This window comes from Roseibium marinum (assembly GCF_002906165.1).
Lineage (GTDB): Bacteria > Pseudomonadota > Alphaproteobacteria > Rhizobiales > Stappiaceae > Roseibium > Roseibium marinum.
In genome coordinates, this window is sequence record NZ_PPCN01000003.1 from 37,555 (window position 1) to 61,549 (window position 23,995).

General features: G+C 60.1%; 22 protein-coding genes. 20 read left to right on the forward strand and 2 right to left on the reverse strand.

Features of this window, described 5'->3' with window-relative positions; all coding sequences use genetic code 11:
• The first annotated feature begins 5 nt into the window (after nucleotides 1-5).
• From CLV41_RS09325 to CLV41_RS27735, 9 genes are all read left to right on the forward strand, one after another.
• Complete coding sequence (locus CLV41_RS09325; RefSeq protein ID WP_208987436.1) at nucleotides 6-809, forward strand: carbohydrate ABC transporter permease; 804 nt, start codon at nucleotides 6-8, stop codon at nucleotides 807-809.
• Nucleotides 806-2,290, forward strand: a complete 1,485-nt coding sequence (argH, locus tag CLV41_RS09330) for an argininosuccinate lyase (protein WP_103222069.1) — start codon at nucleotides 806-808, stop codon at nucleotides 2,288-2,290. The genes CLV41_RS09325 and argH overlap by 4 nt, the downstream gene beginning before the upstream one ends.
• A 4-nt stretch (nucleotides 2,291-2,294) precedes the next feature.
• Nucleotides 2,295-3,350, forward strand: a complete 1,056-nt coding sequence (locus tag CLV41_RS09335; RefSeq protein WP_103222070.1) for an ABC transporter ATP-binding protein — start codon at nucleotides 2,295-2,297, stop codon at nucleotides 3,348-3,350.
• Nucleotides 3,347-4,255, forward strand: coding sequence for a carbohydrate kinase family protein (locus tag CLV41_RS09340; RefSeq protein ID WP_103222071.1), 909 nt, complete (start codon nucleotides 3,347-3,349; stop codon nucleotides 4,253-4,255). Before CLV41_RS09335 ends, CLV41_RS09340 begins: the two co-directional genes overlap by 4 nt.
• A 169-nt stretch (nucleotides 4,256-4,424) precedes the next feature.
• The gene (locus tag CLV41_RS09345; RefSeq protein WP_103222072.1) at nucleotides 4,425-7,115 is read left to right on the forward strand and encodes a cation-transporting P-type ATPase; all 2,691 of its coding nucleotides are present in this window, start codon (nucleotides 4,425-4,427) and stop codon (nucleotides 7,113-7,115) included.
• 591 nt (nucleotides 7,116-7,706) lie between these two features.
• Nucleotides 7,707-8,906, forward strand: a complete 1,200-nt coding sequence (locus tag CLV41_RS09355) for a DUF1611 domain-containing protein (RefSeq protein ID WP_103222074.1) — start codon at nucleotides 7,707-7,709, stop codon at nucleotides 8,904-8,906.
• Nucleotides 8,903-10,039, forward strand: coding sequence for an alanine/ornithine racemase family PLP-dependent enzyme (locus CLV41_RS09360; RefSeq protein ID WP_103222075.1), 1,137 nt, complete (start codon nucleotides 8,903-8,905; stop codon nucleotides 10,037-10,039). The genes CLV41_RS09355 and CLV41_RS09360 overlap by 4 nt, the downstream gene beginning before the upstream one ends.
• Nucleotides 10,030-10,296, forward strand: a complete 267-nt coding sequence (locus tag CLV41_RS09365; RefSeq protein ID WP_103222076.1) for a DUF1488 family protein — start codon at nucleotides 10,030-10,032, stop codon at nucleotides 10,294-10,296. The genes CLV41_RS09360 and CLV41_RS09365 overlap by 10 nt, the downstream gene beginning before the upstream one ends.
• Nucleotides 10,297-10,420: 124 nt before the next feature.
• Nucleotides 10,421-10,561 (forward strand): hypothetical protein, encoded by a 141-nt coding sequence (locus tag CLV41_RS27735; RefSeq protein WP_170107155.1) that lies wholly within the window; start codon nucleotides 10,421-10,423, stop codon nucleotides 10,559-10,561.
• Between the two features lie 200 nt (nucleotides 10,562-10,761).
• Here CLV41_RS27735 and CLV41_RS09370 read toward each other — a convergent pair whose 3' ends face one another.
• Nucleotides 10,762-11,727 (reverse strand): aminotransferase class IV, encoded by a 966-nt coding sequence (locus CLV41_RS09370; protein ID WP_103222077.1) that lies wholly within the window; start codon nucleotides 11,725-11,727, stop codon nucleotides 10,762-10,764.
• Between the two features lie 246 nt (nucleotides 11,728-11,973).
• On the opposite strand from CLV41_RS09370, the gene CLV41_RS09375 reads away from it, so the two are divergent.
• Complete coding sequence (locus CLV41_RS09375) at nucleotides 11,974-12,429, forward strand: Lrp/AsnC family transcriptional regulator (RefSeq protein ID WP_103222078.1); 456 nt, start codon at nucleotides 11,974-11,976, stop codon at nucleotides 12,427-12,429.
• Nucleotides 12,430-12,684: 255 nt separating this feature from the next.
• On the opposite strand, the gene CLV41_RS09380 is transcribed toward CLV41_RS09375, so the two are convergent.
• Nucleotides 12,685-13,587 carry an SDR family oxidoreductase gene (locus tag CLV41_RS09380; protein WP_103222079.1) on the reverse strand — a complete coding sequence of 301 codons (903 nt, stop codon included), beginning with the start codon at nucleotides 13,585-13,587 and terminating at the stop codon, nucleotides 12,685-12,687.
• 98 nt (nucleotides 13,588-13,685) lie between these two features.
• Here CLV41_RS09380 and CLV41_RS09385 point away from each other — a divergent pair, with 98 nt between their 5' ends.
• The 10 genes from CLV41_RS09385 to CLV41_RS09430 all read left to right on the forward strand — a co-directional run bounded on the left by CLV41_RS09385 (nucleotide 13,686) and on the right by CLV41_RS09430 (nucleotide 23,580).
• On the forward strand, nucleotides 13,686-14,510 hold the full coding sequence (locus CLV41_RS09385) for a helix-turn-helix transcriptional regulator (protein WP_103222080.1): 825 nt from the start codon (nucleotides 13,686-13,688) through the stop codon (nucleotides 14,508-14,510).
• Between the two features lie 312 nt (nucleotides 14,511-14,822).
• Entirely contained in the window at nucleotides 14,823-16,478 is a 1,656-nt protein-coding gene (gene ccoN, locus CLV41_RS09390; RefSeq protein ID WP_103222081.1) for a cytochrome-c oxidase, cbb3-type subunit I, read from the forward strand.
• 13 nt (nucleotides 16,479-16,491) lie between these two features.
• Complete coding sequence (ccoO, locus tag CLV41_RS09395; protein ID WP_103222082.1) at nucleotides 16,492-17,226, forward strand: cytochrome-c oxidase, cbb3-type subunit II; 735 nt, start codon at nucleotides 16,492-16,494, stop codon at nucleotides 17,224-17,226.
• Nucleotides 17,227-17,230: 4 nt separating this feature from the next.
• Nucleotides 17,231-17,386 carry a cbb3-type cytochrome c oxidase subunit 3 gene (locus CLV41_RS09400; RefSeq protein ID WP_103222083.1) on the forward strand — a complete coding sequence of 52 codons (156 nt, stop codon included), beginning with the start codon at nucleotides 17,231-17,233 and terminating at the stop codon, nucleotides 17,384-17,386.
• Nucleotides 17,387-17,389: 3 nt separating this feature from the next.
• The gene (gene ccoP / locus CLV41_RS09405; protein ID WP_103222084.1) at nucleotides 17,390-18,268 is read left to right on the forward strand and encodes a cytochrome-c oxidase, cbb3-type subunit III; all 879 of its coding nucleotides are present in this window, start codon (nucleotides 17,390-17,392) and stop codon (nucleotides 18,266-18,268) included.
• Nucleotides 18,269-18,434: 166 nt separating this feature from the next.
• On the forward strand, nucleotides 18,435-19,898 hold the full coding sequence (gene ccoG, locus CLV41_RS09410; protein ID WP_208987410.1) for a cytochrome c oxidase accessory protein CcoG: 1,464 nt from the start codon (nucleotides 18,435-18,437) through the stop codon (nucleotides 19,896-19,898).
• A gap of 10 nt (nucleotides 19,899-19,908) precedes the next feature.
• Nucleotides 19,909-20,421 (forward strand): FixH family protein, encoded by a 513-nt coding sequence (locus tag CLV41_RS09415; RefSeq protein WP_103222085.1) that lies wholly within the window; start codon nucleotides 19,909-19,911, stop codon nucleotides 20,419-20,421.
• Between the two features lie 10 nt (nucleotides 20,422-20,431).
• Nucleotides 20,432-22,678 (forward strand): heavy metal translocating P-type ATPase, encoded by a 2,247-nt coding sequence (locus CLV41_RS09420; protein WP_103222086.1) that lies wholly within the window; start codon nucleotides 20,432-20,434, stop codon nucleotides 22,676-22,678.
• 7 nt (nucleotides 22,679-22,685) lie between these two features.
• Nucleotides 22,686-22,838, forward strand: a complete 153-nt coding sequence (gene ccoS / locus CLV41_RS09425; RefSeq protein WP_103222087.1) for a cbb3-type cytochrome oxidase assembly protein CcoS — start codon at nucleotides 22,686-22,688, stop codon at nucleotides 22,836-22,838.
• Nucleotides 22,839-22,911: 73 nt separating this feature from the next.
• The gene (locus CLV41_RS09430; RefSeq protein WP_103222088.1) at nucleotides 22,912-23,580 is read left to right on the forward strand and encodes a class I SAM-dependent methyltransferase; all 669 of its coding nucleotides are present in this window, start codon (nucleotides 22,912-22,914) and stop codon (nucleotides 23,578-23,580) included.
• Nucleotides 23,581-23,995: the final 415 nt, after the last annotated feature.

Consider the following 23,995-nt stretch of genomic DNA (forward strand, 5'->3'; position numbering starts at 1 on the left):
GGAACATGGGGCAATTCCTGCGCTGGCTGCTCCTGTTCGCGGGCGGCATCGCGATGGTCATGCCGATTGTCTACATGATCTCGACATCCCTCAAATGGCCTCATGAGGTCTACAACATCAATCTGGTTCCCGACGAACCGACGCTCGAGAACTATTTGTATGTTCTTGAAGACGGACGGTTCTACGGCTGGTTCTGGAATTCTCTCCTGATTGCAACTCTGACGACGGTCTCGAACCTCTTCTTCGACAGCCTCGTCGGCTATACGCTCTGCAAGTTCCGGTTTCCGGGGCGCCAGCTGGTCTTCATTGCCATCTTGTCCACCTTGATGATCCCGACCGAAATGCTGGTGATCCCATGGTACCTGATGAGCCAGAGTTTCGGCTGGCTCGACAGCTACTGGGGCATCATGTTCCCCGGTATGATGACGGCCTTCGGCACTTTCCTGATGAAACAGTTCTTCGAAAGTGTGCCCGACGATTTCATTGAAGCCGCGCGGATTGACGGGCTGAATGAATTCCAGATCTGGTGGACCGTCGCCATGCCGTTGGTCAAACCCGCCCTGGCTGCTCTCGCCATCTTCGTTTTCCTTGGAAACTGGACAGCGTTTCTGTGGCCGCTGGTCGTGACCAATTCCGTCGAAATGTACACTATTCCGGTCGGCCTGTCGGGCTTCGGCGACGAGGTCGATGTCGCCTGGGAACTCATCATGACCGGCGCCGCGATCTCCACAATCCCGACACTCGTCGTATTCCTTATCTTCCAGCGTTTCATTATCAGAGGTGTGGTCATGGCAGGACTCAAAGGATGAAGGACATCTCCAAGTTTCCTGATCCGACGTACAAGAAAACCGTTCTCGCACCGCTGTTTGAGGGCGTGAAGACCCACTATGCGGCCCATATGTCCGCGATAAACAAAGCTCATCTGGTGATGCTGTCGGAAACCGGCATTTTGGGCGGCAGCGAAGCCAGCGAAATAGCCGGGGCGTTGGCCGGCATTGAAGCCGAGACCGACATTGCGTCCCTCCAGTACACCGGAGAGCACGAGGACTACTTTTTCGTTGTCGAAGCGGCCCTCAAGGCGCGTCTCGGAGACCTGGGAGGCATGCTGCATACCGCGCGCTCGCGCAATGACATGGACCACACGCTGTTCAAGCTGGCGCTCAGGCAAAGAACCAGAGTCCTTCTGGAGCAGATGCAGGCTCTCTGTCATGCGTTTATCCAGAAGGCGGAGGAGGAAGCGGAAACACTGATTGTGGCTTATACGCACGGCCAACCCGCCCAGCCTTCCACCTTCGGTCATTATCTTGCGGCGGCTATCGAAGTCATCCTGCGCGATATGGCGCGTCTGGAAGCCGCGGCCCGCGGTCTGGAACACTGCCCCATGGGGGCGGCCGCGATTACAACCTCCGGATTTCCCATAGACAGACAGCGCATGGCGGAGCTGCTCGGCTTTGAAGAGCCGTTGTTGAACTCCTACGGCTGTATCGCCAGCGTTGACTATGTGACCGGGCTTTATTCCGCGATCAAACTTGTCTTTGTGCACCTGGGGCGGTTGATACAGGACATGGCATTCTGGTCCTCATTCGAGGTTGGCCAGCTTTATGTACCCAACAGCTTTGTTCAGATCAGCTCGATCATGCCGCAAAAACGCAATCCGGTGCCCATTGAACACATGCGCCATCTGGCCGCCGTGACCGCCGGTCGATGCGACATGATGGTCGACACCATGCGCAATACGCCCTTTACCGACATGAACGACAGCGAAGGCGAAGTCCAGCAGGCCGGCTATGCGGCCTTCGAGAGCGGTGGCCGCGTATTGCAATTGCTGACGGCCTTTGTTCCATCCTGCCAGATAGATGCGGACAACGTCACCCGCAATGCCGATGCCGCCTGCATTACCATTACCGAGCTCGCCGATACTTTGGTTCGCCAGGAGGCCTTGAGTTTTCGCCAGGCCCACGAGATCGCGGCGGCGACCGCTCGCGTGGTCATCGCCGACCACCAGCCCTTGCAAAAGGGATATGCCGCGTTCGCGGCCGCTTTTGAGCGTGAAACCGGCAAGGCAACCTCCCTGTCGGAGACCGATTTCAAGACAGCCACTTCCGCGGAAAATTTTGTCCAGGTGCGCGACCGGCCCGGCGGCCCGGCGCGCGACGCCCTGTGCGGGGCACTGGCCGTTTACCGGCAGCAGGCCGCTGATTTATCCCTGACTTTTCAAAGCCGTAACGCACGCCATGTCGAGGCTGACAAGCAGCTCAATCTGGCATTTGCCTCATTGATGGAGAGCTGAACCGATGGCCAATCTCGCCCTGCGCAACCTGACCAAGGCCTACGGCAAGACGGAAGTGCTCCACGGCATCAACCTGGACATTCAGGACGGCGAATTCATTGTTTTTGTCGGGCCGTCCGGCTGCGGCAAATCAACGACCCTGCGGATGATCGCCGGGCTGGAAGAAATCACGTCCGGCCAGATCATCATCGACGAAAGGGTCGTGAACAACCTGGAGCCGAAGGAACGGGACATCGCGATGGTGTTCCAGAATTACGCTATCTACCCCCATATGAGCGTCAAGAAAAACATCGCCTTCGGGCTGCGGTCTTCCCGCCTGTCAAAGCCAGAAAAAGAGGCGCGCATTTCCGAGGTGGCGGAAATTCTCAACATGACATCCCTGCTTGAGCGCAAGCCCTCGCAGCTTTCGGGAGGACAGCGTCAACGCGTCGCCATCGGCCGGGCCATGGTGCGCGATCCGGCGGTCTTTCTTTTTGACGAACCCTTGTCGAACCTGGATGCACAGCTGCGAACGCAAATGCGGCTCGAGATCAAGAAACTCCACCACCGCGTCGGCAATACAATCGTCTTCGTTACCCATGACCAGGTGGAAGCCATGACGATGGCGGATCGAATCGTGATCATGAAAGACGGCCATATTCAGCAGATCGGTACCCCGGCGGACGTATATCATCGACCCGCGAACACCTTCGTTGCACAATTCATCGGCGCGCCGTCGATGAACATGTTGCCGGCAACTCTCAACGGTCATCAACTGCAGCTCGCCTCGGCCAAGCCGATCGAAATCGGGCTGAACGCGGACACCCGCCGTGAGGTCATCGTCGGTGTGCGCCCGGATGACCTGATCCTGTCATCGGGCGAGCCGCTCGTTGCGGGCAAGGTCACGGTCCGCGAACCGCTCGGACCTGAAACGCTGATCTATGTGGAAACCCCGGGCGGGGAAATAATCGCCAAGGCGGACGGGCGAACACCACCTGAAGTCGGAGAGCACGTCGAACTAGGCGCGGATCTGGAAAATCTTCACATATTCGATGCGAAAACCGGCGTCGTGATGTCATGAAAACAGCCTCCGACACGCCGCTGATCTTGTGTGCGGGCCGTCTTTATTGCGATCTGGTTTTCACCGGGGTTCCCGGGATGCCGGTGATGGGGCAGGAAGTGTTCTCGCAGGGGCTGACATTGCATGCCGGCGGCGGCGCTTTGATCACGGCCGCGACTTTCGAAGCCCTGGGGTGGCATTCCGCCCTGATTTCCGTTTTGCCGGCCTCGCCCTTTGACGCGCCGGTGCGCGGAGACATTGCAGCCGTCGGCATTGACGGCCATCTTTGTGTGTCGGCCGCTCTCGGGCTTTCTCCCCAGATTACGGTTGCCATAGCATCCGGCGACGACCGGGCATTCTTGAGCCACAAGGCAGGGGCGGCGCTGCCTCCGGTCGATCTGGTTCGCGATGAAATCCTGCAGGGCATGCGACATCTGCACATTGGAGAGCTGCGCAGCCTTCAGGAACACCCGGAGCTGATCGACCTGGCCCGTGGAGCGGGGCTGACAATCTCGCTGGACTGCGGCTGGGATACGGAGCTTCTCGCCATGGGGGCGTCCCTTGCCCCATTGATAGCGCAGGTGGACGTTTTCCTTCCCAATGCCGCTGAATACCAAAGGTTATGCGAGGCAGGTCTGAACGAACGTGCCGCGCCGCTCACGGTCGTCAAATGCGGTTCAAGAGGCTCAAGCGCTCTTGGGCCGGATGGATGGACCGACGCGCCCAGCAAACCGGTGAAGGTGATCGATGCCACCGGTGCGGGAGATGCATTCAACGGCGGCTTCCTGGCCGGCTGGCTTGACGGGCGGCAATTGGTGGACTGTCTGAAGGCGGGCAATCACTGCGGTGCCGCCGCGGTCGGTCTGCCCGGCGGCACGGCGGGGCTCGAAGCCCTCGGCGCCCAACTTTCCATGATGCGCGTGTGAGCTGCTGAACACCGCCGTCTTTCACATGCTGAAACGCCTTTGTGGTTGCGAGAATGACAAGGCAACAGCGGTGAGCCTGTTCGCTTGTCATTCGATTGATGCCGATAGCGTTCAATGCGATAGATGCGAGGTGAAATCGCGAAAACAACCGTGGTGAGGAAGCCCAGGAATGGACCATAATTATCACGCCATGGAGGCAACCGCCGCGCTGGAGGCGCTTGGAACAAGCGTTGCGGGGTTGTCAGACGATGAGGCAGCTTCCAGATTTCAATCCTACGGCCCGAACCGTCTGCCGCAGGCTCCAAAGCGCAGTCTTTTCCTGCGCTTCCTTTCGCATTTTCACAATATCCTGATTTACGTGCTTCTGGGCGCTGCCGTCATCACACTGGTGCTCGACCATTACTTCGACGCGGCAGTCATTGTGGCGGTCGTGATTGCGAATGCCGTCATCGGCTTCATTCAGGAGGGCAAGGCCGAAAAGGCGATGGAATCGATCCGTCGCATGCTTGCCCCGCATGCCGCTGTCCTTCGCGATGGTGAACGCCGCAGCATAGACGGAGAAGCGCTCGTGCCGGGCGACATTGTCTTGCTGGAGGCGGGCGACAAGGTGCCGGCGGACCTGAGACTGATCCGTGCACACGGCCTGCAGATCCAGGAAGCGATCCTGACAGGCGAATCCGTACCCGTGGAAAAGACCGCCGAACCCGTCACGGCGGACATTTCACTTGGCGACCGTTTGTGTATGGCGTTCAGCGGAACGCTTGTCACCAGCGGGCAAGGACGCGGAGTGGTGGTGGCAACGGGAGCGGGGTCCGAAATCGGGCGCATCAGCGGAATGCTCGCGGCGGTCGAGGTTCTCACCACACCGCTCGTCCGGCAAATGAATGTTTTCGCCAAATGGCTGACGGTGCTGATCCTGCTGATCGCGGCCGTCCTGCTCGTTTTCGGGTATTTCGTCGAACATCACGATTTCACGGAAATGTTCATGGCCGTGGTCGGCCTTTCCGTAGCCGCCATCCCCGAAGGCCTGCCTGCCGTTCTCACGATCACGCTCGCCGTCGGCGTTCAGGCGATGGCGCGCCGGCATGCTATTGTGCGGCGTCTCCCGGCGATCGAAACGCTGGGATCGGTTTCGGTCATTTGCACCGACAAGACCGGAACCCTGACGCGCAACGAGATGATGGTCGCGTCGATCGCGGTGGCCGGGCAGGTGTTCTCGCTGGAAGGGGATGGATACGCACCCGATGGCGCGGTCAAGCTTGCCGATATCCCGGTCAGGGGTCTCGACCATATTGACCTGGCGGACCTCGCGCGCGCGGCGGCTTCCTGTAACGATGCATCCCTGCACCGGCGTGACGGCTTCTGGGCGGTCGAAGGCGATCCCATGGAAGGTGCCTTGCTGGCCATGGCCGGAAAGATCGGAGTGGAAGTTCGTCAGGAACTGTCCGGACGTACGCAGAGCGATACGATCCCTTTCGACGCCAAGCATCGTTTCATGGCAACCCTGCATCATGATCATCCGGATCACGCGGACATTTTCGTCAAGGGCGCCCCGGAACAGGTGTTTGCAATGTGTGCCAACCAGCGCGGCGGCTCCGGCGGCGTGGCAGCGTTCAATGAAGCGCATTGGCGCCAGGTCGCCGAAGATATCGCCGCGGGTGGGCAACGGGTGTTGGCTATCGCGACCAGAGAGGTTGCACGCGAGCAGATGGTTCTCCATTTGTCGGATGTTCAAGGAGCGCTCACCCTGCTCGGACTGGTGGGACTGATGGACCCGCCTCGCGCGGAAGCAATAGAGGCGGTTGCCGAATGCCGGGAAGCTGGAATTCGCGTGAAAATGATCACGGGCGATCACGCTCGCACAGCCTCTGCGATCGCCCGGTTGATCGGCCTGGATAATTCCGAAAAAGTCCTTACCGGGACGGATTTGGACGGAATGGACGACGCCCAATTGGCTGCCGCCGTGTTGAATACGGATGTTTTCGCGCGCACCAATCCCGAACACAAGCTTCGGCTTGTGATGGCGTTCCAGTCTCAGGGCATCACGGTGGCGATGACAGGCGACGGCGTCAATGACGCGCCGGCGCTGAAACGGGCGGATGCCGGGATTGCCATGGGCAGGAAGGGAAGCGAAGCCGCCAAGGAGGCTGCGGAGTTCGTCCTGGCGGATGACAATTTTGCATCCATCGTCTCGGCTGTGCGCGAAGGCCGCACCGTCTACGACAATATCAAGAAGGTGATCAGCTGGACCTTGCCGACCAATGCAGGCGAGGCGATGACGATCGTCGTGGCTCTGCTGTTCGGGCTGACATTGCCGGTGACCCCCATCCAGATCCTATGGATAAATCTTATCACCGCCGTTACGCTCGGCATGGCTTTGGCGTTCGAGCCAACCGAGGAAAACACAATGCGGCGTCCGCCGCGCCCGAGACAGGAGCCACTTCTTACCGGCGGGCTCCTTTGGCATATCGTGCTGGTATCGGTGCTTTTTCTCGGCGACGTTTTTGGCATATTCACCTATGCCCTCGATCGCGGCTATTCGATTGATCTGGCGCGGACGATGGCGATGAACACGCTGGTCGTCATGGAAATCTTCCACCTGTTCTTCATCCGGAACATCTACGGTGCGTCGCTGACCTGGAAGGCGGTGCGCGGAACCAGGGTCGTATGGGCTACGGTTATCGCCATCGTCATGGCGCAATTCGCGATCACCTATCTGCCGCCAATGCAGCGCCTCTTTGCCACCGAGGCGGTCCCGGTCTTCGACGGCATCCTGATCATCGGTGTAGGTGTCGCGCTGTTCGCGATCATCGAGGTGGAAAAGCAGCTTCGTCTCAGTGTTCCGCGTTGGAGGCGTTGAATTCTTAAACTGGCCTCGGTCAGAGCCGCCGCGCGGAACGGCGAGCACATCGGGCGGCCCGGAAGAAGCCACTGTGTCGCTCCGGTTCATCCTGCATCGGGCTCGCGATAAACGCCGTTCTTTGAGCCAGAGGAGACACTGGATCGGCGGAGTGGGGAATGGGCGAGCCGGAACCCGGTCGGTTGGGCGGGTGTTTCAACCGGGGCGCTCGCACGGTCAGGTAGAGGTTTTTTTAAAGGCAATCCGTCAAGAGACGTGACGGTTTTTACAATTGGCATTGTACATTCCCCGCCATATGGCGCATGATGGCGCCGTTACCGGATCGTTTTGGGCGCATGGGCCCTTTCCTGACGAACTCCTGGACCGCTGTGCCGGTGGCTTGCGTCGTCCTCTCGATCCGTTTGATCAAACACATTCCCTGCATACGAACTCGCGCGGAGCATAGACCCGGCGCGAAGAGGTCGTTGTCGGGGATACAAGCTTGAAACTTAATCGATTTCTTCCTCCACGCGCCCGGTTGCCGGGCGTGGAGGCGGTCGTCCCCGCGTGTCTTTCCGATCATGTGCCGGCGTTTACTCCCAAGGAGCCTTTATGACCGTAATTCCCTTCACGAATACAGTGAAAGCCAGACCTGTCCTGCATCTGTCATTCGCCAAGAAGGCCCTGGTTCCACCTGTTGCACCGGCTTTGAAGCCGGTGGATGCCACGATTGCGACGGCGCTTGTTTATTGCGAAGGCAATTTTGGCAAGATTGACGGCAAAACGGCAAACGGGCTCGTGCGCCACTCCGAAAAATATGAAATCCTTTCGATCATCGACAGCACGCAAGCGGGCCGCGATGCGGGCGATGTGCTGGACGGGAAGGCGAACGAAATTCCCGTGTTCGCAAGTCTTGACCAGGCGCTGGCCGGTTCGCGCCGCAAGCCCGACTATTTCATCTATGGCATGGCTCCGGCGACAGGCATGTTGTCGCCGCAGGAGCGGGAGATCGTCCTTGCCGCTCTGGGGCACGGCATGAATGTCGTCAACGGGCTGCACGAGTTTCTCGGTGACGATCCGGAGTTCGCGGCGGCGGGGGCCGCCAACAACGCTGTGATCATCGATGTCAGAAAACCACGGCCCAAGAACGACCTGAGATTGTTCAGCGGCGCCATTCATGACGTGACCTGCCCGCGGATCGCGGTTCTGGGCACCGATTGCGCCATCGGCAAGAGAACGACCGCCAGCATCCTGACCAGGGCGCTGATCGCACGGGGTGTTCGCGCGGTCATGGTGTCCACCGGCCAGACCGGATTGATGCAGGGCGGGCGCTATGGCGTCGCGCTGGATGCCGTGCCCTCGCAGTTCTGCTGCGGCGAACTGGAGGCGACGATTGTCGATGCCTGGAAAGGCGACGACCCGGAAGTGATCATTGTCGAAGGGCAGGGCGCGCTGAGCCACCCGGCCTTCTGCACGTCAGCTTTCATTTTGAGGGGCAGCGCTCCGCAGGGTGTCATCCTGCAGCACGCTCCACACCGCGAGAACCGCTGCGACTTCGAGCATATGAAGATGCCCGAACCGAAATCCGAGATCGACCTGATCGAGGCATTCGCGGACACCAAAGTCATCGGTCTGACGATCAATCATGAGGCTATGACCGACGCCGAGATCGGCGCGGCCATTTCCGTCTATGAGGCGGAGCTCCAGATTCCCGTCACGGATGCGCTGGCGCGTCCTGAGGAACGGCTGGTGGACATGGTCTTTTCGTCCTTTCCCGAACTTGAGAGGAAGCACGCCGCTTTGATCCAATGAGCGCACCGCGCCTGGAAGTCGATCTTGAGAAAATACGCCACAATGCGTCCGCCCTGGTTTCGAAGCTGGGCGGCCACGGCATTTCGGTGACCGGCGTTACCAAGGCCTGTCTGGGCGAGCCACGGGTCGCCAAAACGTTGCTCGCGGCGGGTGTAAAGGGGCTCGGGGACTCCCGTATCGAAAATATCGAGGCGATGCGCCGGGCGGGCATAGCGGCGCCCATGACCCTTATCCGTTCGCCCATGCCAAGTCAGGCCGCTCGAGTGGTCGCCCATGCCGATATCAGCTTCAATACCGAGCTTGACGTCATCGCTGCCCTGTCGAGCGCGGCCAGGAGGGCCGGCAAACGCCATGGCGTGGTGCTGATGGTGGAAATGGGAGATCTGCGTGAGGGCATCATGCCGGGAGACCTTCAGGATACCGTGCGGGCGGCCCTGCGTTTTCCGAATATCGACCTGAAAGGCATCGGCACCAACCTTGCGTGCCAGAGCGGTGTATCTCCCGATACAAGAAACATGTCGGAGCTGTCGCGTCTGGCTGACTTGCTGGATGCGGACTTCGGTCTTGTCACCAGGGTCGTATCGGGCGGCAATTCCAGCAATCTCAAGTGGGCTCTCTCCGGAGAAAAGGCCGGCCGCGTCAACGATCTCCGGTTGGGCGAGTCGATCCTTTTGGGACTGGATCCCCTCGACCGGCTGCCGATTGAAGGCCTTTATACCGACGCGATTTCCCTGGTGGCGGAAGTCATCGAGACCAAGACCAAGCCATTTCGGCCCTGGGGCACGATCGCACAGGCTGCCTTCGGCGGTACGCCGTTATCTGCGAATGACGGCAGCGCGTCGCGGACCATACTGGCCCTTGGCCGTCAGGACATCGATCCTCTTGGCTTGACCGCCGAACCTGGAATTCGGGTTTTGGGAGCAAGCAGCGACCACCTGGTTGTCGACGCGGGGACCTGTCACGTGACCGCAGGCTCAGAAATGACCTTCCAGCTCAATTACAGCGCGCTGCTGCGCGCCATGACATCGCCTTTCGTCACCAAGACCTACAGCTTGCCCGCCGGCCAGGGAGCATTCGAATCCCGTAGGGCACCCGGACCACGGTCATCGGAGGAACCGCATCAATGGCATTGAACTTTCCCAACCAAAGCCGGAGTTTCGACCCGGGGCGGCAATCCGTGCGTTTTACAGGATATGACGGTGTCTTTGAGATCTCGATCTTCGTGCAGGTCGACCTGCTCAAGACGATGACCGCAAAACCGCTGTCTGACGAGACGCTTTCGCTTGCCGCCTTCGATGGCGTGCGCGATGCGGTCGAGCGGCAGGCCCGCAAGGCCTATTCCCGGCGACGGGGCGCCACGCTCATTCTGACGGCAGCCGACATCAAATAGGCGCGCCGCGCGGCAGGGAAAACCGGACGCTCGCAAGAAGGTCCAATCGCATCCGTTTCGGAGGGCAAGAGCCGGCCTCACCGCATGACGTCAACAAATGCGGCTCACACCACAGGAGACAACCATGGCCAAATCACAAAAACGCAGCAATCGCGAGATCAGAAAACCGAAGAAAGCGGCAAAAGCGGCTGAACCGGCCCCGACTTCGTCGTCATTCCTGAACAAAGGCGTTTCCGCGTTTGCCGGTGGAAGCAAGAAGAAGTGACGTTAGAGCGTAAGGCATTAGAACAATACAGATAATCGCCTTACGCTCTTTGACGGCGGCGTCTTTAAAAATCGCCTTGACCTTCAAAATGCAACCGTGACCTGAGACCCGGACCCGCGGAATCTGGCGTCTTGTTATGAAACAACCCGGCCCCAGGCGAGCCATGCCCGAAACGGTCCCGCCGCGCAGCGGATAGCTCGTCACATTGGCCTTGAAGAAGCCCCGCGGACATCTTCGGGGAACGCCACGACAGTTGACCACGTGGGGTCCTTGTGCATGTCCCAATAGAGCGCTTTGATCTTGCCGGTAACCGGCCCGGGTCTTCCGTTGCCGATCCGGGTTTCGTCGACGCTGCTGACGGGCATGATCCCGCCGGCGGTCGATGTGATGAACACCTCGTCCGCGGTCTTCAGCGCGTCTGGCGAAACGTTCCCGACACCGACATCGATGTCCAGCATTGTGCAGAGATCGAAGACGGTCCGCCGCGTTATGCCGGGCAATACGCCGAATTGCGGAGTGCGCAGCGAACCTCCCTTGACGGCAAAGACGTTGAACCCCGGTCCCTCGGCGATATTTCCGTCGGTGTCCAGGAGCAGGGCGGTCTCCGCGTCCCTGTCGAAGGCGTCGTAGAGACCGCGTACGAGGTCGAGCCAATGATAATTCTTGATCGAAGGATCGACGGATTTCGGCGGTATGCGCACGACATCGCTGATCGCGATGCGCAAGCCGCGCTCCATTTGCGCAGCGTTTGCCACAGAGCCGTAGGGCACGGCGAAGGCTATAAACCGGTTGGCGGCATCGCGAGGGTCGCGGCTGAAACTCGGTGACCCGCCCCGTGTGCAGATCATTTCGACATAGGCATTGCGATGGCCGGAGAGGGCGACGCAATTTGCGAGAATATCTGCCACCTGGGACCGGTCGAACGGGATCGACATGTGCAGTTTTTCCAGCCCGGCGAAGAAGCGGTCGAGATGAAGATCCAGCCTGAAGAACGCGCCGTCCCACACGTGCACGGTGTCGTAGGTGGCGTCGGAATGCAGGAACCCCCAATCCAGAACCGAGACCTTGGCATCCTTCATGAGCAGGTATTGGCCCTCCTGGAAGGCGATGCCTTCAGGATAATTGTACGGGTCTTTGTAAGTCTGCGAAACTTGAGGGAATGTCATGGCGCTACCTTCGATGCATCAACTCGTCACCTGTCGCGTGTCGCGTGTCGCGTTTAAGCGGATTCATGGGTTCAGGAAGACGCCCGAGGCAGCGTTTGCATTGCAAATGCGTTCGGACGATTTTCTGAATTCAATTTAACGCGACATGCCTTAGATTAGCGAGACAGATCTGGCGAAGTGCTCGAATAAAGCCATGGCTAATGGTAATATACCTGATAATTGCGTTTTCAAAGGGTAGAATGCCGGATGCTGGATGACATAGATCGACTGATCCTGCGCGAACTTCAGCAGAACGCGCGGCTGTCGTCGGAGGAACTGGGCGAAAAGGTCGGCGTGTCACGGTCCTCGGCTCAGCGCCGTGTCCAGAATTTGCGTGAGACAGGTGCGATCCAGAGAGAAATCGCTGTTGTCAGCCCGCGGCACGTCGATGCCGTCATGACGTTTGTCGTCGAGGTGGAACTTGAACGCGAGCGTATCGACCTCCTCGATGAATTCCGGCGATCGGTGCTGAAGCTGGAGGAGGTCCAGCAATGTTACTACGTGACGGGCCACACGGATTTCATCCTCATTGTCCTCGCGAAAGACATGGCCAGCTTCGACGCCTTCTCGCGCCGGGTTTTCACCGAAAACCCGAACATCCGCCGCTTCCATACCAACGTCGTGGTCGACCAGGTCAAGGTTGGGCTTTCGATACCGGTTTGAAGGTTGGATGTTCTGTCTCGCGGAGTGACGCAATCGGTTCAGGAAATGTGCGGTAGCGTCTCCTTGCCGCTGCTTTTGTCGACTAATGAATGTCTTTCATGGCTCGGAGCTGGCGTCGGGCAGGTTTTCCGGAAACGGCCGCTTTGCGCCTTCATTCCGCTGTCCAGGCGTTTCAAAAAGTTCCTAAAGCCACCGTTTTGCATTTGGGAGCTGATCGCAGCCGTCGAGCACTCCCGGATGGATTGACCTGCAGGCTTACCGTCCCTGGATGGAGCGATACTCCATGTTCTTTAAGTCTGTGATCAGATCCGGCCCTGTTGGCTCCCAGCGCAGCTTAGTGCGCGTGAGTGCGCTGCTTGCGGGCATATCGATGCCGGCGAGCGTGGAAAACCAGCCGAAATGGTCCGGTACATCTTCCGCCTGCAAGGAGATGGCGGGCAATTCCAGACCCGCGCCAATTACCTCGGCAATTCGGCGCGCGGTTATACCCTCCTCGGCGACGGCATGATATCGTGCGCCCGGCTCGCCTTGGTTGAAAGCAAGGGCATAGAGTTTGGCGACGTCGAGAACATGTGCTGCTGGCCAGCGATTGAGCCCTTCCCCGATATAGGCGACGGTCCCTTTTTGAAGCGAAATTTGGATGTAGGGCGTGATGAGGCCCTGGCGGACCGTGTCGTGGACCTGCGGCAGCCGCATGACCGAAATGTTCACGCCGTCATTCAACAGCTCCTGTGCCGCCAATTCCGACGCAATTCTTGGGATGGGGTGATGCGGATTGAAAACGTCCTCTGAAGCTGGCCGACCGTCTCCGGCATCTCCCATACCTGTACCTGACGTAATCAGAAGTGGTCTATCGGAGCCTTTCAGAACCGATCCCAGCGCCTCGATTACGCGTCGATCCTTCTCGCAATTCGCCGCGAAATTCGAGAAATCATGGTCGAAAGCCGTGTGAATCACGGCGTCCGCATCAGCAGCTCCGGCCATGATGCTGGCAAGGTCCTCAAGGGTGGCATGATGGGGGATTGCGCCTGCGGAGACGAGGGACTTGGCTCCCACGTCTGATCTTGTCATACCCACCACCTGGTGGCCGACAGCGAGCAATTCGGGCACGATCCGCGATCCAATGAAGCCGGTCGCACCCGTTAGGAAAACACGCATTCAGAACTCTCCAACGTTGTTCGGAGAGGCAGGATGACGTATCATTCTTCATATTAAAGTAGTGACTTTATCATGGTATAAAAACTAACAGGGCCGGTATGTATCCTCAAGACGGCAACCCATTGGGCACATTTCTGCGGGATCGCCGCATGCGCCTCGATCCCGCGACCTTCGGTTTCCCGACGGGACGGAGGCGGACGCCTGGATTACGCCGCGAAGAAGTGGCTCAGCGTTCAAACATCAGCCCGACCTGGTACACGTGGCTGGAGCAGGGGAGAGGTGGCGCTCCTTCCGCAGATGTCCTGGAGCGTATCGCAACCGGCCTCATGTTGACAGAACCTGAACGCGAGCACCTGCATATCCTGGCTTTTGGGCACCCTCCGGAGGCGCGATACAGGCCGGAGAACAACATTACACCGCGGCTGCAACGCGTTCTTGATGCCATCCCCACCAGCCCGGCCCTCATCAGAACCGTAACCTGGGACATTGTTGCCTGGAACAGGTCTGCCGCTGCGCTCCTGACGGATTACGCCGAGCTTCGTCCAGATCAGCGCAACATCCTGCGGCTCGTGTTTTCGGATTCTCGCGTGAAGGCCGCTCAGGAGGATTGGCTCAGCATCGCCCGCTATGTGGTCGGAGCGTTTCGGGCCGATGCTGCACGTGCGGGCGCAAGCGCTGAAATCAGGCAGCTTGTCGAGGAACTTTCTCTCATGAGCGCGGAATTCAAGACGCTGTGGCGCGAAAATGAGGTCGTTGGACATGGTGATGGCGTCAAACGTCTCCACCATCCCGAACTCGGGGTCATAGAACTCGAATTTTCCACGTTTTCGGTCGATGGACGGCCCGACTTGACCATGATGGTCTACACTCCGGCAACGGCCGAGGTTGCCGGACGCGTTCAGGCGTTCATCGCAAAGCAATGACCGCGCTTGCAGGGGTATACTGGCGGTATTTGTTGCATCCTCGGCCAGTTGCTGCCAGCCCCGGCCCCAATCCAGTCAATAATCAGCGCCGCAACAAACGCCTACATCCCGCCCTTGCTCGTCTCCCGCCCCCCCCCAATCCTCTTTCCGCCCGACCTGCGACACAATGCGCCCATCCTGCGGCAGTTTGCGCAAGAGCCATGGCGCATCCCGGCGTCTTGATATGAATCAACGCGGCTCAAAGCGAGTCATGTGCATGGTCGTGCCATCGTTGGCACCTTGTAACGATATCTAAAGACTGGGGCGCTAAAAATGGCACAAAACAAGGCCAAAATGATTTCGCTCGAGGAAGGCGGTTTCGCCATCTTCCTTGTGCTGCTTGCATTCGCCTGCCTGATCGTGGCGGGCAAGACCTTCGATCAGGTCATGGCATTTCACGCGGGCATCGGCGCACTGGTCGCCGCCGTCAGCGTGTTTGTGATCTTCAAGAAATATTTCGACGACGGCGGGGAACCGATCCCGCAGGAAATCGGCGGCAAACCCAACTACAACTTCGGACCGGTCAAGTTCGGCTCGGTCGCGGCGATGTTCTGGGGCCTCGCCGGTTTCACCGTCGGGCTGGTGATCGCCCTTCAGCTTGCCTTTCCGGCGCTGAACTTCGATCTGCCCTGGACAAATTTCGGTCGCCTGCGCCCCTTGCACACCTCCGCGGTGATCTTCGCCTTCGGCGGCAACGTGCTGCTGGCGACGTCGATGTATGTGGTCCAGCGCACCAGCCGTGCGCGCATGCCCGGCAAGATCCTGCCCTGGTTCGTGATCGTCGGATACAACGTCTTCATCGTGATCGCCGGCACCGGCTATCTGCTCGGCGCCACGCAGAGCAAGGAATACGCCGAGCCGGAATGGTACGCCGACTTGTGGCTGACCATCGTCTGGGTATGTTATCTGCTGTTGTTCCTCGGCACGTTGTGGAAGCGCAAGGAACCGCACATCTATGTGGCCAACTGGTTCTACCTGGCGTTCATCGTCACCATCGCCATGCTGCACATCGTCAACAACCTGACGATCCCGGTGTCGGTCTATTCGACCAAGTCCTACATCGTCTGGTCCGGTGTGCAGGATGCCATGGTGCAGTGGTGGTACGGCCATAACGCGGTCGGTTTCTTCCTGACCGCCGGCTTCCTGGCCATCATGTATTATTTCATCCCCAAGCGCGCCGACCGGCCGGTCTATTCCTACCGCCTGTCCATCGTGCACTTCTGGGCGCTGATCTTCATCTACATCTGGGCCGGTCCGCACCACCTGCATTATACGGCGCTGCCGCAATGGGCTTCGACGCTGGGCGCGACCTTCTCCATCATCCTGTGGATGCCCTCCTGGGGTGGCATGATCAACGGCCTGATGACGCTGTCGGGCGCCTGGGACAAGCTCAGGACCGATCCGGTGCTGCGCATGATGGTGGTCTCCGTCGCCTTCTACGGCATGTCGACCTTCGAAGGTCCGCTGATGAGCCTGCGTTCCGTCAACTCCCTGTCGCATTATACCGACTGGACCATCGGCCACGTGCATTCCGGTGCGCTCGGCTGGGTTGGCTACATCTCCTTCGGCGCGCTCTACTGCCTCATTCCGTGGCTGTGGAACAGGAAGGGCCTCTATTCGCTGAAACTGGTGAACTGGCACTTCTGGCTGTCGACCCTGGGGATCGTTCTCTACATCACCTCGATGTGGGTGTCCGGGATCATGCAGGGCCTGATGTGGCGCGCCTACGATCAGCTCGGTTTCCTGGAATACTCCTTCGTGGAAACCGTCGAGGCGATGCATCCCTTCTACATAATCCGGGCTCTTGGCGGCGCGCTCTTCCTGCTGGGCGCCGTGATCATGGCCTATAATCTCTGGATGACTGTCCGTCATGGTGAGGCTGAGGAAGCCGAAGCCACGCCGGCCGGCTCCCTGGCTCCGGCCGAATAAGGGAGGGACGAAAATGTCAGCTTGGAAAAAACACGAAGTCTTTGAAAAGAACTCCTTCGTCCTCCTGATCGGTATCCTGATCGTGGTCGCCATTGGCGGCCTGGTCGAGATCGCACCGCTCTTCTACCTGAAGAGCACCATCGAGAAGACCGAGGGCATGCGGCCCTATACGCCGCTGGAGCTCACCGGGCGCAACATCTTCATCCGCGAGGGCTGCTACACCTGCCACTCGCAGATGATCCGCCCGATGCGCGACGAACTGGAGCGCTACGGCCATTATTCGCTGGCCGCCGAAAGCATGTACGACCATCCCTTCCAGTGGGGCTCCAAACGCACCGGACCGGATCTTGCCCGCGTCGGCGGAAAATATTCCGACGACTGGCATGTGGAGCATCTGAAGGATCCCCGCTCCCTGGTTCCGGCCTCTATCATGCCCGGCTATCCGTTCCTGGCGGAAAACCGCCTGAGCACCCGCGATATCCAGGCGGATCTCTCCGTGAACGCCTTCCTGGGGACGCCCTATACGCAGGAGCAGATCGACAACGCCGCGGCTGACCTTATGGGTCAGGCAAGGCCGGACACCGATGCGGCCTATGAGTTCGAGGAACGCTGGCCGACGGCAAAGATCCGCACCTTCGACGGCAACCTGAAGGACGTCACCGAAATGGACGCGCTGGTCGCTTATCTTCAGGTGCTGGGCACCATGGTCGACTTCTCCATCTATGACGACAAGGCAAACGCGAGGTAAGGCGATGAACGAGACATATACCGCTGTTGCGGCCTTCGCGCAGACCTGGGGCCTCATCTATTTCATGATCCTGTTCGGCGTGGTTCTGGCCTACGCCCTGTGGCCGAAGAATCGCAAGAAGTTCGATGACGCCGCCAAAATCCCGTTCCGGGAGGACTGAACCATGGCAGACACGCACGAAAAAGAAATCGACCGGATCTCCGGCGTCGAGACGACCGGCCACGAATGGGACGGGCTGAAGGAACTGAACAATCCACTGCCGAGATGGTGGCTGTACAGCTTCTATGCCTGCATCGTCTGGGCCGCGGTCTACTGGGTGCTCTACCCGTCCTGGCCGCTGATCTCCAGCTACACCACCGGTGTGCTGGGGGCCAATCAGCGGACCGAAGCGATTGCCGCCTTTGACGAGGGCGTCGCGGGGCGTTCCGAGTTCGCCGACAAGATCATCGCGGCGTCCCTGGAAGATATCTCCCTCGATCAGGAACTGCTGCAATTCGCCCAGGCGAACGGACAGGCCGCCTTCGGTGACAATTGCGCGCCATGCCACGGCTCGGGCGCAACGGGAGCCGAAGGCTATCCGAACCTGCAGGACGATACCTGGCTGTGGGGCGGTACGCTGGACGACATCCACACCACGCTGCTCTACGGCATCCGCTCGGACCATGACGATGCGCGTATCGGCGAGATGCCGGCCTTCGGCCGCGACGAACTGCTGAGCCGCGAGGAGGTTGCCCAGGTCGCCAATTTCGTCGCCTCCAAGGCTGATGTGGAGACAGAGGACGGCGTTGACCTGGCCGCCGGACAGGTGCTCTACGAGGACAATTGCGCGGCCTGTCACGGCGACAGCCTGGAAGGTATCCAGGAAGTCGGCGCGCCCAGCCTGATGTCGGCCAATTACCTCTATGGCAAGTCCCTGGACGACATCAAGGCGCAGATCCATGCGCCGCGTAACGGTGTGATGCCGGCCTGGATCGACCGGCTGGACGCCGCGACGATCAAGTCGCTGACGGTCTATGTCCACTCCTTCGGGGGCGGTCAATAAGCCGCGGCCCTGCGGCAAGGCGCGCAATGGGCGCATGAATTGATCCGGCGCAAAGTCAGTCCGCCTTGCGCCGGATTAGTGTTTGCAGCGTGACGGATCCAGCGGTCCGTCGTTATCCGCTGGATCCTGGAGGGGCAGGATCGTTTTCGACAGAAGGACGGACGGAATGTCCACGGACACGGAAAGCCATGACGACGCGCACACCGACGAGTGGTTCGCGTCCGCCAAGAAGATCTATCCCATGGCGACCCACGGCCTGTTCCGCAGGATCAAGTGGACGCTGCTCTTCATCACGCTCGGCATCTATTATTTCCTGCCGTTCATCCGCTTCGACCGTGGACCGAACGCACCCGATCAGGCCGTTCTGGTCGACATGGTGCACAAGCGGGCCTACTTCTTCTTCATCGAGATCTGGCCGCAGGAAGTCTATTATCTCACCGGTCTGCTGATCCTTGCCGCGGTGGGGCTGTTCCTGATGAATGCGGTCGCCGGCCGGATCTGGTGCGGCTATCTTTGCCCGCAGACTGTCTGGACGGACATGTTCCTGTGGATCGAACGCAAGGTCGAGGGCGACCGGCGGGACCGTATCAATCTGGACAAGGAACCCTGGACCTTCGGAAAGGTCCGCAAGCGGGCCACCAAGCATTTCTTCTGGCTGATGATCGCCTGGTGGACCGGGGGGGCCTGGGTTCTCTACTTCAACGACGCGCCGACGCTGGTCTGGCAGCTTCTCACCTTCCAGGCGCCGCTCGTCGCCTATGTCTGGATCGCGATCCTGACGGCGACCACTTATCTTCTGGCCGGCTTCATGCGCGAGCAGGTCTGCATCTACATGTGCCCCTGGCCGCGCATTCAGGCGGCGTTGACGGACGAAAAGGCCCTCAATGTCACCTATCGCTGGGACCGGGGCGAGCCGCGCGGCTCCCTGAAACAGAACAAGAAGCTGGTGGAGCAGGGTCTTCCGGCAGGGGACTGCGTCGACTGCTACCAGTGTTTTCATGTCTGTCCGACCGGGGTCGATATCCGCAAGGGCATGCAGCTCGACTGCATCCAGTGCGGGTTGTGTATCGATGCCTGCGACAACATCATGACCAAGGTCGGCAAGCCGACAGGTCTGATCGCCTACGATACCGATGAAAACATCCAGCGCAGGATCGAGGGCAAGGAGTCGGTTTATGAAATCGTCCGGCCCCGGACGGTAATCTACGCCGCTCTCATCGTCCTGGTCAGCGCCATCATGCTGTTCGCGCTGCTGACCCGGGATTTCGCCGATATCAGCGTTCTGCATGACCGCAATCCGGTCTTCGTGGAACAGTCCAACGGCACGGTTCGCAACGGCTATACGGTGCGCCTTTCCAACAAGCGCCAGCATCCCCGCAGTTTCATGCTGAATATCGAGGGCATGCCGCCCAACACAAAGATGGAAGCCATCGGTGTGGAAACCACCTTCGCCGAACGGCCGATCATCGAGGTCGGGCCGGATACCACGCGGGAAGTCCGCATCCTGGTAACCTCGCCGCCCGGCGAAAAGATGCCCGGCTCGACGCCCGTGACTTTCCGCATCACCGACAGCGTGATGGGTGAAGTGGTAACCGCGAAAGACAATTTCAAAGCACCGGACAAACCTTGAGGAGGATTAAATGTCGATGGTTCAATCCAGCATGAAGGACCCCAAGGCGATCACCGGCAAGACAGTCCTTGTCTGGCTGTTTGCTTTCTTCGGCGTGATCTTCGCCGCGAACGGGATCTTCATCTATCTCGCGCTTGGATCGTTCCCGGGCGTGGTCGAGGATCGCCCTTATGAAGCCGGTCAGGCGTATAACGAGGAAATCGCCGCCGCGAGGATACAGGCGGAGCTGGACTGGCAGGTGTCGGGTGAAGTCGTTCAAACCGCGGAAGGAACCGGCCGGTTGGTCGTGACCGCCGCCGACGCGGATGGAACGCCGCTCTACGGGGTCGAGGTTCACGCCCTTTTGCGGCATCCGGCCCGCGAAGCATCGGATATCGAAGCCTTTCTGAATGCGGATGGCGGCGGACGCTATACCGCCGATCTGGAGAAGGTTCCGGCAGGCAACTGGACACTTATTCTTGAGATCGAAGAGGGCGGTGCGCGGAAATTCAAATCCGAGAACCGGATTTTCCTGAAGGAATAAGGCAATCGACGTGACGGTTCATCAGCGCGACTGGCAGGCTTTCGTAACGCCCGGCAAGGACGGTGCTGTCCACATGGATCTTGCCGTCGACGGCATCACCTGCGCGGCCTGCATGGGCGATATCGAGCGCGGGTTGAAGCGCCTGCCGGGCATCCGCGCGGCTCGCGTCAATCTGACCAGCCAGCGCCTGGCGGTCGACTGGGTGGAGGACCAGACCGGAGCGGACGAAATCGTCGCCGAGCTGGCACGGCTTGGCTACACCGCCCATCCGTTCGACCCGGCAAGCCAGAAAGACCGTCAGGACCGCACTGGCAAGGAGCTTTTGCGGTGCTTGGCGGTGGCGGGCTTCGCCGGCATGAACATCATGCTCCTGTCGGTCTCCGTCTGGTCGGGCAACGCGACCGGGATCGAGGCGGAGACGAGGGACTTCTTCCACTGGCTGTCGGCCCTGATCGCCTTGCCGACGGTGGCCTATGCCGGACGGCCCTTCTTCAGGAGCGCCTTCAAGGCGCTGGCGTCCGGGCGCTTGAACATGGACGTGCCGATCATGATCGGCGTGGTCCTGGCTGTGGCGCTGTCCGTGGTGCAGACGGTGCAGCACCAGCATCACGCCTATTTTGAATCGGCCGTCATGCTGCTGTTCTTCCTGCTGGTCGGCCGGTATCTCGATCACAACATGCGCGGGCGCACCCGCTCCTTTGCCGAAAACATCGCCGCCCTCAAGGCGGAAGTCGCCGCCCGGATCCTGCCCGATGGCAACGTGCGGGAAGTTCCGCTGTCCAGGATTGCCGCAGGAGATCTCGTTCTGGTGTCCGCGGGCGAACGCGTTCCGGTGGACGGCGTGGTGGAAACGGGCACCTCGGAAATCGACCAGAGCCTCGTCACCGGCGAAAGCGGTCTTGTGCCCGTGGATCCCGGCCAGCGCGTCTATGCGGGAACGCTCAACGGTTCCGGCGCGCTTCAGGTGCGTGTCGAGGCCGCCTCCGGAGCGACGCTGCTCGATGAGGTCAACAGGCTTCTGGAGGCCGCCTCGCAGGCGAAATCGAAATATGTCCGCATCGCCGACCGGGCCGCGCGGCTTTACGCGCCGCTCGTCCACGGCGCGGCCGGGCTGACGTTTCTGGGCTGGCTGCTCGCGGGCATGGAGTGGCAGCCGGCGCTGGTGATCGCCATCTCGGTGCTGATCATCACATGTCCCTGCGCGCTTGGCCTTGCCGTTCCCGCCGTTCAGGTGGTTGCCTCCGGGCAGCTTTTCCGCCGCGGCGTGCTGCTGAACTCCGGCGACGCCATAGAGCGCCTCGCCGACATCGATACCATCCTTTTCGACAAGACCGGCACGCTGACCCTTGCCGAACCGGAACTCTGTGGCCCGTTCGACGCAAAGGATCGTCTGGTGGCGCTGGCGGGTCGCCTGGCGCTTGCCAGCCGTCACCCGTTGTCGATGGCCCTGGTCAGGGCAACGCACGCCATCACGCCCTTGCCGGAGGTGAAGGAAGTCCCGGGGGCGGGACTGGAGACCGTTGTGGAAGGTGAGCGCTTGCGTCTCGGCAGCCCGCAGTTCTGCGGCGCGACGGCGCGGCAGATCGAGGGTGCCTTGAGGGAGGTTCCCGGCGCATCGCTTCTCGCGATCCGCTTCGGCGACGGGCCGGTGCGGCTTCTGCCCTTCCGCCAGAGCCCGCGGCCGGACGCGCGTGCGGTGATCGATCATCTGAAGGCCGCGGGATACGCGCTCGAGATCGTTTCAGGCGACACGGAACCGGCCGTGGCCGGTTGCGCGGATGTGCTTGGCATCCCTCACTGGCAGGCCGGAATGAAGCCCGCGCAGAAGATTGCCCGTCTCGAGGTGCTGCAGCAGGCCGGCCGCAAGGTGCTGATGGTGGGCGACGGCCTGAATGATGCGCCTGCGCTCGCGGGCGCCCATGTCTCCCTGTCGCCCGTCTCGGCGGTCCACCTCAGCCAGGCGGCCTCGGACGCGGTTTTCCTGGGTGACAGGCTGCAGCCCGTTGCCGATGCGCTGCTTCTGTCGCAAAGGGCCCGCGCGGCCATCGAGCAGAACCTTTGGATCTCCGTCCTTTACAATATGATAGCGGTTCCGGTGGCTGTCGCCGGCTTCGTGACGCCGCTGATGGCGGCCGTTGCCATGTCGGCCTCCTCGCTGGCCGTCACGGCCAATGCCCTCAAGCTGCGCTGGGGGGAGGGGCGTCCCGAAGTTAGGGCCGCGCCTGCTCGGACGTCGGGCGAAAGGGCTCAAGGATGACGCTGCCATGGATGTCCTGATCTACCTGATCCCGATTGCGCTTTTCCTCGGAGCACTGGGTCTGGGCGCTTTCCTGTGGTCCTTGAAGAGCGGCCAGTTCGACGATCTGGAGGGCGCCAAGTGGCGCATTCTGGAAGATGACGACTTGCCTGACGACTGAACGAAGCTAATCCTTGCAAACCTCCCGGTGCATCGCTAACGAGTGCCTCATTGATATGGAAGAGGTACAAGGGATGGAACAGTTTCCGGACGCGCACAAGGCGGGCTATGCGGTCTATTCGAAGACATCGCTCGCTATCTATGACGCATTGGTGCTCGGGCTCTCCAACCGGCTCATCTGGCGCTGCCCGAGTCGTCATATGATTGACCTCTACAATCGCCACCTCGCCGCGGACCACCTGGATATCGGCGTCGGTACCGGCTATTTTCTGGACAGGGCGAAATATCCCGTTTCCGGTCCGAATGTGACGCTGCTCGACCCGAACGAGCACTGCCTTCAAAAGGCAGCCGACCGAATTCGGCGTTACAGGCCTCATACAGTCCAGGCGGACGCCCTGCTGCCCTGGCCGGCATCGCTTGGCACGTTCGGCTCCATCGCGCTCAACTATGTCCTGCACTGCCTTCCTGGAACCATGTCCGGAAAAGCGGTGATCTTCGATCGCCTGCTGCCGCATCTTGCCGAAGACGGCGTCGTTTTCGGCGCAACGATCCTGCAGGGCGATGTGCCCCGCTCCGCCGCTGCCCGCCAACTCATGCGCATCTATAATCGCAAGGGCGTCTTTTCCAATGAACACGACACGGCGGAAGCTTTGGAGGCCGAGTTGTCACGCAGGTTTAATCTGGTCGAGATGAAGCTGATCGGCTGTGTCGTGCTGTTTTGCGCGAAGACGCCGAAGGCCTGAGCGCATTCCGTTTCAGGAAAAAAGGTTGGAAAGCACCATGCCGGAGGCCAGCAGCAAAAGTCCGATACCGGATAAAAGCAAAAGATTGTCCCGGATTTTTTCACCGGAAACAGGTTCGGACGGCTTGCGCTCACGCGAAAGCGAATCGTCCTGTTCGAATGATTCCGGATCCCGGGACATGGTTCGTACAATCGTTGACAAAGGTCTCTCGCCTGTTGCTGTGCCCTGGCTGACAATGGTGTCCCAGGCTTGAAAGACCCGTTAACGCCGCTTCGGCAAAAAGATTAACTCCGCGCAAGATTACCGGGCTGTGAATACCGGTGTGTCGTTTCAAAATGTTCCGTAAAGCCCTGATCAGCAATGATCGGGCGCGGCCGCGATATCACGTTCACCGGAGGGCTCATTCATCGGGAAT